The organism is Haloflavibacter putidus (assembly GCF_006546625.1).
GTDB classification, from domain to species: domain Bacteria; phylum Bacteroidota; class Bacteroidia; order Flavobacteriales; family Flavobacteriaceae; genus Mesonia; species Mesonia putida.
This window is the reverse complement of sequence record NZ_VIAR01000021.1, coordinates 1-8,769: the sequence shown is the minus strand read 5'-3', so window position 1 is coordinate 8,769 and position 8,769 is coordinate 1. Positions and strand designations below refer to the sequence as shown.

The window sequence follows — 8,769 nt, the reverse complement described above, 5'->3', positions numbered from 1 at the left end:
TTCAACCGCCGTTTTTCCGTTATCAAATTCTTTGAGGATCTTAGCGATCTGTTGTGGGGAAAATTTACTCTTTTTCATACTGTTTAAATTTAAGATAAATATTCTACTTTTAAACAGTTCGGTTTTAAGGGAAGCTTACAGTCCGACGGTCATTTCGATGGAGGTACGACTGCGAAATCTCTCTCGCTTATAGCTTATTGCTTACGGCATACAGCGTCCAAAAAAAGATCTCTCCTACCGTCGAGATGACAATCGGAAAAAACAAAACATTCTACTGTCTTTTCGATGGAGGGACGATTGAGAAATTCTCTCGCTTACTGCTTATCAACACTCGGAAAAAGATCTCTCCTTTCGTCGAGATGACAATCGGAAAAAAAAACCCCGATAGTTAATCGAGGGTTATAGTATTAGAAAACTTGTCTCTTATTCTACCAATAATTTCTTAGTGTAGGTCTTTGCTTCTTGTGTAGACTGTAACCTAACCAAATAAACACCAGGACTCAAATTAAGGTCATTCAAGGTCATTCCTTCCGTATTTATGGTTTTTTCTTGCTGCCATACTTGTTTTCCTAGCATATCGGTAATATTTACCTCCCAGCTGCCTTGCTCATGTTTCGGTAAACGTATGTACACTTGTTCTTCGCTTTTAACCGGATTAGGGTATAAAACCCAATTTGTTTCCAGCGTATTTTCTTCTACTCCTAAATTTTCCGTAGAAAACTTTAAAGCAAAACGATTTGCACCTGTACTGGCTTCCACATCCGCATCTATACTAAAAGAATACAAATTATCTTCTTGGGTAATGGCCGTTTCGGTATCCAAATAATAATCCACTAAATAAACACTTAAGTCGGTCCAATTATTAAAATCGAAGGTTAAGGTATAAGCCGTATTTCGGTATTGATTGGTAAATAAAGGAATAATTTCTTCTTCGGTAGGATAATTTCTTCGGTCTATAGCCAATAAGTCTTCTCCGTTTGCTACCGCTATGTTTTCATCCAAATTCCCAAACTTTATTGCGTCTTCTTCAGTTACATCGGTAGTATACGTATCGCTGAATTTAATTCTAAATCCATCCAAAGCGGTTTCTCCCATTTGCAAATCGCTTGTTTCGTATAAATTTATATCCATGAACGAAATCGTGTTTTCGCTAAAGCGGAAAACATCTGTTTGGTTGGCTTGCACGTTTTTGTAGCTTTCCTTAAAAAGCATCTGCGGAGTGCCGGTACCGCTGGCTTTTACAAAAGCAGCTTGTCCCGGTTGTAAAAACTGGTTAGCATCAGAACCGCTGGGTACTGCCGAAGCTCCCGGACTTTCTACATCTATTGTAACATAAGCACCACGACCGCCTAAATTGTTAGAATCTGTATTATAATCTACCGCTCCGCCCAAATTAGGATCCCATAAATAGTAATCTTTTTGTAAATGCGTAGCTTGACTCATAACCGCTACCATATCTACTGCTGCCGGATACGGATTCCCAAAGAAATTAAACGTATTGGCATCTGCATTAAAGTTGGTAGCCATATCGATATCGCCTTGTCGAACGCTGCCGGTTGCACGTAAAATGGTATTATCTGGAATAGCAGTATTGGAATGTACATTGATGGCACGACTTCCTCTAACCATAAAATAATAAGGTTTTCCGGCTTCTAAAATAGCATCCGGAGCGTTGGTATTATCTACAGCCGCCCAACTTTGGGTAGCGTTATCAAAAGTAAATAAAGAAGGATTACCGCCCGGGGTATAGTCAAAACCATTCCATTGGTCTGCATTACCTTGTGTTCCGGTAATATGCGTTCCGTAACCCGGATTAGGATTATCGTTATAAGCTTCAGCGCCCTCTTGCCAGTTTTCGTGAATGGTGGTAGTTGTGGTTACCGGCGAACTTATAAACCTAAACGCTCTACGAGCAGGAATACATTGCTCGGTTATCACGTTTCCGGTTATAGTTGCACTGTCTAAATTATCTATTTGTGCCACGCGTTGGGTAAAGTTATCAAACCTACAAGCTAAAGTTAATTGCTCGTTGGTTTCTAAACTTCCGTTGACAACTTGTACCCGCTCGTTAATACGCAAGTTTTCTCCCGCATCTAAACTTATGTGAACGCCATTGGCTCTTACTTCTAAAACATCTATTTCTGCTGCCTTACCCGTAAATGCACTGTTAGGAGAGCGCATAACCAAATGATGAATATGGGCATCGTCCCAAGTATTGTGATGCATCATACTACCAAATACCGTTAACTTATTTGCAGACATATCAAAAATGGCATCGGGAGCCATTCGTAAAGTACCTACATTTAAATCGGCATTTAAAATTGGACTATTTGCCGTTAAGCTCGCTGGCGGAATATAAACATCGCTGGTACTATCTGGCATTGCAGGACACCAATTGGCAGGGTTAGAAGTATTGCTGTCTTGTCTGCCCGTCCAAATTGTTTCGTTAGCATTTGCATCGTCTAAACGATTAAATTCTAAACCTGCAGCAGTAACGCCGCCGCCGGTATTGGCAATACGCATTTCCACTTTTGAGTCGGCTCCTAAATAACCGGACCATACACCGGGAATTTCAGTGGCAGTCCAGCCGGTTGCGTTCCATACAGAAGTGTCGTCTATTAACAATTCTGCATCGTCATCATGTTCGCGAACGTCTATACGATAAAACCCGCAAGGAAAATTCTTTCGTCTATAAATATACGAATTAGAATTACCCACAGTCTCCCCGCTATAACCCGGAGCATCAGAGGGTGTACCATTGTTTGCCCAAGGAGTAGAAAAATTTAAACCGCTTTGTGTATACATTCCTGCAGAGTTAGTAAAATTAGTATCATCAAAGACACTAACCTGCCATTCTCCGTCGCCAAAATCAGAAGCTATTTTTGTAAACTCCAAGCGACCATAAGACTCGCCTTCATCTTCTTTCCACCTAAACGCAAGTCTAGAATTTTCATCTAAATAAACAAGTGAAGGTAGCGTATAGTTTAAATTCACATCGCCATCCTCATAAATAATTGTTCCATCTACGGCAATAATTCCTTCATCGTCATGCCAAACTTTAAGTTGGTACCACCCGGCAGGAAAACCTTTTCTACGATAGTCAACAATGTGATTGTTAAAGTTAACATTACCCGTAATCGCTGAATATCCCGCGGCACTACTGGGACTGGCATATCTATTCCAAGTTAGTTGGGAGTCAATGTTTAGATTTTCATTACCAAAACCGTTGTTGTCTATATAATACCCGCGATAGGTTATGAACCACTCTGTACCTGCCCACATAGCTCTATTATAAGCGTAAACCGTCCATTGGTTTTGAATGTATTCTCCTGCGGCAGTAGGAGTAGTAGGATTTTCATTTTGCGCTTGCAAAGCGTTAAACAACCCCATACTTAGACTCAGCAATAAAAAAAGTACTTGTTTCTTCATCTTTTATCTTGTTCGTTAGTTATACCAATTACAGCAATATTTTTTGTTATAAAACCTAGAGTAGACCAAAACCGATTGGGAAAATAAATAAGCATTTAAAGGCTTACTTAAACTTTCCGTGCACGGAATTCATTATCAAAAAATATTTGATGTTTGTATAATTAGTGTACAAATTTACCGCGAAAAACAACTCCAAATCCCGAATACTAATTCAAATCGGTTAAAGGATTTTTTAATCGATTAAACGAATAAACAACTGATTAAAAACATTTTAGTTAAAAACGAGTTAGAGATTGGGGATTGGGGATTGGGGATTGGGGAGATATAAACTCCAAAACATCCTACTGTCCTTTCGAAGGAGGAATGACTGAGAAATAATTCCGGCTGTCATTTCGATGGAGGAACGACTGAGAAATCTTTTTCTTTACCGCTTATTCACACTCGGAAAAAAGATCTCTCCTTTCGTCGAGGATGACATTCCCAAAACAAAACACCCTACTGTCCTTTCGCAGGAGGGACGACTGAGAATTCTTTTTCTTTACCGCTTATTCACACTCGGAAAAAAGATCTCTCCTTTCGTCGAGATGACATTCCCAAAACAAAACATCCTACTGTGTCTTTTCGAAGGAGGAATGACTGGGAAATCTTTCTCGCTTACTGCTTATTGCTTACGGCATACAGCGCTAAAAAAAAAGATCTCTCCTTTCGTCGAGATGACATTCCCAAAACAAAACATTCTACTGTGTCTTTTCGATACAGAAGCAGCTGAGAAATATTTCTCGCTTACTGCTTATTGCCTACAGCCTACAGCGCCTGAAAAAAGATCTCTCCTTTCGTCGAGATGACAATTGGAAAAAACAAAACATCCTACTGTCTTTTCGATGGAGATACGACTGAGAAATTCTCCCGCTTATAGCTTATTGCTTAAGGCATATCGTCTCAAAACACCGTAGTCCAGAGGATTTTTAAATCTGTAAGAAAAGAGTAATTCTCAGTATATTGTCTATTTAGACGTATTTTCTCCGGCCAGATGACTTCCCGGTTGTATTTTTCTGGTTTTTTTTGTTGTGCTAAAAGCTCTTCCTCGTCTTTAAAAGCTAGAGTTGCCAAGCCGGTAATACCGGGTTTTATTTCTAAAATAATTTTATCTTTACCTTGTAGTCTATCGGCAAAGCCCGGAACATCGGGTCGCGGACCTACCAAACTCATATCGCCTTTTAATACATTGAAGAGTTGTGGCAATTCGTCTAGCTTTGTTTTCCGTAAAAATCGGCCTATTTTAGTTATTCGTGGGTCGTTGGCTGCCGTTACACTGGAGTGCAATTGCTCTTTTTGCTGCATCGTGCGCAGTTTATAAATGGTAAATTTCTTTCCGTATTGTCCTATGCGGGTGCTGGCATAAAATCCATTTTTACCGGTGCTTATGCTTGCCAAAACAAAACCGATAAAAAGTATAGGCGAACAAAGCAGCAAGCCGAAAGTTGCCATAAATAGGTCGAAAATGCGTTTTATATGTTTTTGCAGCGGAGTCAATTCCGTAAAGATATTTTTATATATCTACTTTCTCCTCTAAAATTTATATTTATCATGTTTTGAACCGTGAAAAAAATTAACTACAAACGTCTCGACTTTAGCCTGTCTTGAACGAAGCCGAAAGGCTATACTGGACAATGTAATTATTATTTAAGTATACTTATCATCCAATGTAAATACAAAGATATAGTATTACTTCTTTTTAAGTCCTAAATGTCTTAGGCTGATTTTATCGAAAATCAAACCGCCAACAATCAGAAATAAACCGATTATAGTTGGAAATAAAATGGGCTCGTCTAAGACAAAATAAATTACAACAAGCGATAAAAACGGCACCAGATACACCAAATTCCCAACTTTTGCGGCCGAATACGATTTTTTAAGGGCAATAGACCAAATTACAAAGGTAATACCCATCTCGAACAAGCCTACGTAAATAGCGCTAAACAAGGCTTTGCTGCTTATATAGACAATTTCGGAATAAAGGCTTACCGCGATTAAAATATAAATAAATCCGAAACCAAAATTAAGAAAGAGTTTGATGAGTTCTTCGCGTTTGTCTTTGATATTGAATATCCAAAACAAAGCCCAAACCACCGCAGAGCCAAGACCGAATAAAACGCCTTCAAAATTGCTAAACGATAAGGAAATCAGATTTCCGCCGGTAGCAATTATTAAAACCCCTATAAAACTAATGCCAACAGCCAATAAATTCTTTAAACTAATTTTTTGTCCGAGTAAAGGCACCGCCAATAAACTTAACATAATTGGCCAAGTATAATTAAGGGCTTGCGCTTCTTGCGCCGGTAATAATGCGTATGCATTAAATAAAATTATGTAATAGAAAAACGGATTTATAGCCCCATAAACTGCAGATCGTACAAAAGCTTTTGGCGGTAAAGCAGCCAATTCTCGATGCTTTTTTCGCACTACGACCAAAATTCCCAAAGCTATTAAGGCTGTAGCCGAAGACCAAAACAGCAATTGTAAAAAGCTATAGCTTTGCAAAGCCGTTTTCATAGCCGTAGCCGCCGTACCCCACAAAATCACAGCGATGCCGGCATAGATATAGGCTTGCTTTTGGTTTTTCATCTTTTAGATTTTTAAAATTTTAAATGTATATCCTAAAAAAAAGCTGTCCAAGTCTTTTGTGGGAATTTTTAAAGGTTGGTTTAAGAGAGTCAGTGGCCTCGGTACAATCCCGATTGCAAAAATCGGGATCACTCGGACACCTTTGAGTTTGCTTTTAAAATAACTATTTTAAGACCCCTGAGTGCTCGACGTAAGGAGAGTACACTGTGCTGAGTTTATCGAAGTATATTGAAGGGGGCGGCTTTCCTTACTAATCTTTTTTTGCCTTAAATTTTTTCTTAGCTAATTGCGGTAATAAATGACTTTTACCAAAAATTAATGCTTCTTTCTTTTTTCGTGACCATTTCTGAATTTGCTTTTCCCTGTAAAAAGCATGGTCTATTCTATCATATTGTTCAAAGTAAATAAGTTTAACCGGAAGGCGATTTTTTGTGTAATTTGCTCCCTGCCCCATTTGATGTTGGTCAATCCTTTTTTCTAAATATTTAGTACTTCCGGTATAATAGGTGCCATCAAAGCATAATAATATGTACATAAAACCTTTGGCCATAAAGTAAAGATAAGAAATATCGGTGGCCTCGATACAATTCCGGTGAAAAACCGGAATTACTCGGACACCTTTTACTTTGCTTTTGCAATCGGTGGCCTCAATACAATTCCGGTGAAAACCAGAATCACTCGGACACCTTTGGGTTTGCATTTAAAAGACTACTTTGAGGTCTCTGAGTGCTCGACGTTAGGAGAGTATATCGAAGGGGCCGGATTGAAAAAACCGGAATCACTCGGGCACCTTGGAGTTTGCTTTTGGAATGGGTGGCTTCGATACAATTGGGATTGAAAAAATCGGGATCACTCGGACACCTTTTATTTTGCTTTTGCAATCGGTGGCCTCGATACAATTCCGGTGAAAAACCGGAATCACTCGGACACCTTGGAGATTGCTTTTGGAATAAACACATTGAGGTCTTTGAGTGCTGATGGAGTGGTTAGTTAGAGGTTAGTATTTTTTATTTCATATGATTGAACGGTGCCGTGCATGAAAAAACAAGGAGGAATTTAAATTCCTCCCTGGTTTTTAAAAAGGTTAAACAATTTCTATTAACTGCAAGGCATTGTAAATGCCATTGTTTAGCGGATAAAGGGTATTGTTTAACGTTTGATAAAATACTACTTTCATCAAATAATAATCATTACCCGGTCCGCTAGGATTCGTTGCAAAGCTAAGAGTTACAGGGTTCTCGGTATCTTCAATAAAGATATTCTCGATATTGGATTTTACCAGTTCTCCTTCTCCGGTCTCAAAATCGAATTTGAGATGCGCAGCGCTTATTTCTACGTGCGTAGCGCCTTGTGGTATTCCCAAATTTCTCTTAGGATTAAACTGCGGAATGCCTATTTCGGCATTAACGGTATCTAAAACATAGGCTTCTTTAAGTACCGTTGTAAGCGGTGCATTTTTATTAAAATCAAAATACCGCAAGCTATCTTTAGCTTCTTGCGTTTGTATGCCTAAGTGCACCTTACGCTCTCCTCTGATAGAGATGGTGTCTTGGTTTTTCACTTTGGCCAAAGCTTGTGTAAGCCTAGCCGTTTTAGACCTGTCTTTTACATCGTATAAAACACTGTTAAGAGCGCGTCTAAAACTTTTGCCGCACGCAGCCACGTGGCCAAACTCTCGACCATTTTCGCGTGTTCGAATAAAAGCAGGATCATTCGCTATGCGATTTTTAGATACTCCACTTTTCTTTTTGACCAGAATTTCTCCGTCCGGTCCTTTGTAGAAAGTCATCCCGTCCAGGGTTCCTTCAATCTTCAATAAAGAGGCTAATTTTGCCATGATTAAAAAATTTAAGAGCTATTATGCTCGGTTATAAAATTAATTTGGAGCAAGTACTTATACATTTGGATGGTATACCTTCATTATCCCGAAGCATAAATGTTTCTTGCTACTGATACAAAGCTAAAGCAAGAAAAAGCAGCACATGTCGTTAGTTTACAAGCACTTATATAATTAGGTAAATAATTTGTTTTTGATAAATAGTGGTAAATTTTGACGTACTATGACGTAAACTGTCGTATTGTGTCGCTTTTTGTATACTCTTTACGGAAGTTTTTAATACACTCTTCATACACTAGCCATACTTAAGCCATACCTAAGCCATACTTGAACACTACCGAAAGTATACTGCAAACCTTGTTGAAGATTACTTTTTGCAAGGTTTGAATAAACATGTTTTTCAGCGAGTACTTTCCGCAAAAGCGTGATAAAAAAAACAGTCTATTACCAAATTAACGATGTCGCATTTAAACTTGCTTATTTTCGGTATTATTCTCTTGCATATAATTCCCTTTTGCCGTGACGTATGCAAAGCAATCGCAGCGCTATAGACCGAAAAAGAACTTTATTTTTAAAACGACCTGCAAAACTAAGGAGGTGTAGTATTTCTTATATAAAAGTTTCAACCCCCAAATTCAGGTTTCGTTTTTTTGGTTTTTGTTTGGCAATTTTTATATAAAAATTCATTACTGTCCGATTAAAAAAAACTTACTCTTAAAATTAACAATAGTTATTTTTAATAAAATTTGTTTGTTCATTTTTTTCATTGACAAATCCCGAAGCGTCCTTTAGGTTTGCAATACATAAATTTACTTATTTTAAAAAGGATGATAATGATGATGAAAATTTCTTTTTTTGCTTCTTTTTTTCTTTGTTGA

General features: G+C 38.2%; 5 protein-coding genes. All 5 read right to left on the bottom strand.

What is annotated here, in order from left to right; all coding sequences use genetic code 11:
- Nucleotides 1-423: 423 nt before the first annotated feature.
- A complete protein-coding gene (locus FKR84_RS13130) occupies nucleotides 424-3,429 on the bottom strand; it encodes a T9SS type A sorting domain-containing protein (protein ID WP_141422778.1) in 3,006 nt (1,001 codons plus the stop codon).
- 939 nt (nucleotides 3,430-4,368) lie between these two features.
- Nucleotides 4,369-4,962 (bottom strand): sugar transferase, encoded by a 594-nt coding sequence (locus FKR84_RS13125; protein WP_141422777.1) that lies wholly within the window; start codon nucleotides 4,960-4,962, stop codon nucleotides 4,369-4,371.
- Nucleotides 4,963-5,154: 192 nt separating this feature from the next.
- The gene (locus FKR84_RS13120; RefSeq protein ID WP_141422776.1) at nucleotides 5,155-6,054 is read right to left on the bottom strand and encodes a DMT family transporter; all 900 of its coding nucleotides are present in this window, start codon (nucleotides 6,052-6,054) and stop codon (nucleotides 5,155-5,157) included.
- 250 nt (nucleotides 6,055-6,304) lie between these two features.
- The gene (locus FKR84_RS13115; protein ID WP_141422775.1) at nucleotides 6,305-6,604 is read right to left on the bottom strand and encodes a GIY-YIG nuclease family protein; all 300 of its coding nucleotides are present in this window, start codon (nucleotides 6,602-6,604) and stop codon (nucleotides 6,305-6,307) included.
- Nucleotides 6,605-7,138: 534 nt separating this feature from the next.
- The gene (locus FKR84_RS13110; protein WP_141422774.1) at nucleotides 7,139-7,891 is read right to left on the bottom strand and encodes a hypothetical protein; all 753 of its coding nucleotides are present in this window, start codon (nucleotides 7,889-7,891) and stop codon (nucleotides 7,139-7,141) included.
- Nucleotides 7,892-8,769 lie beyond the last annotated feature (878 nt).

Coding starts and splice junctions, on each gene's coding strand:
- FKR84_RS13120 (WP_141422776.1), bottom strand. CDS start 6,054: ATGAAAAACCAAAAGCAAGCCTATATCTATGCCGGCATCGCTGTGATT.
- FKR84_RS13115 (WP_141422775.1), bottom strand. CDS start 6,604: ATGGCCAAAGGTTTTATGTACATATTATTATGCTTTGATGGCACCTAT.
- FKR84_RS13130 (WP_141422778.1), bottom strand. CDS start 3,429: ATGAAGAAACAAGTACTTTTTTTATTGCTGAGTCTAAGTATGGGGTTG.
- FKR84_RS13110 (WP_141422774.1), bottom strand. CDS start 7,891: ATGGCAAAATTAGCCTCTTTATTGAAGATTGAAGGAACCCTGGACGGG.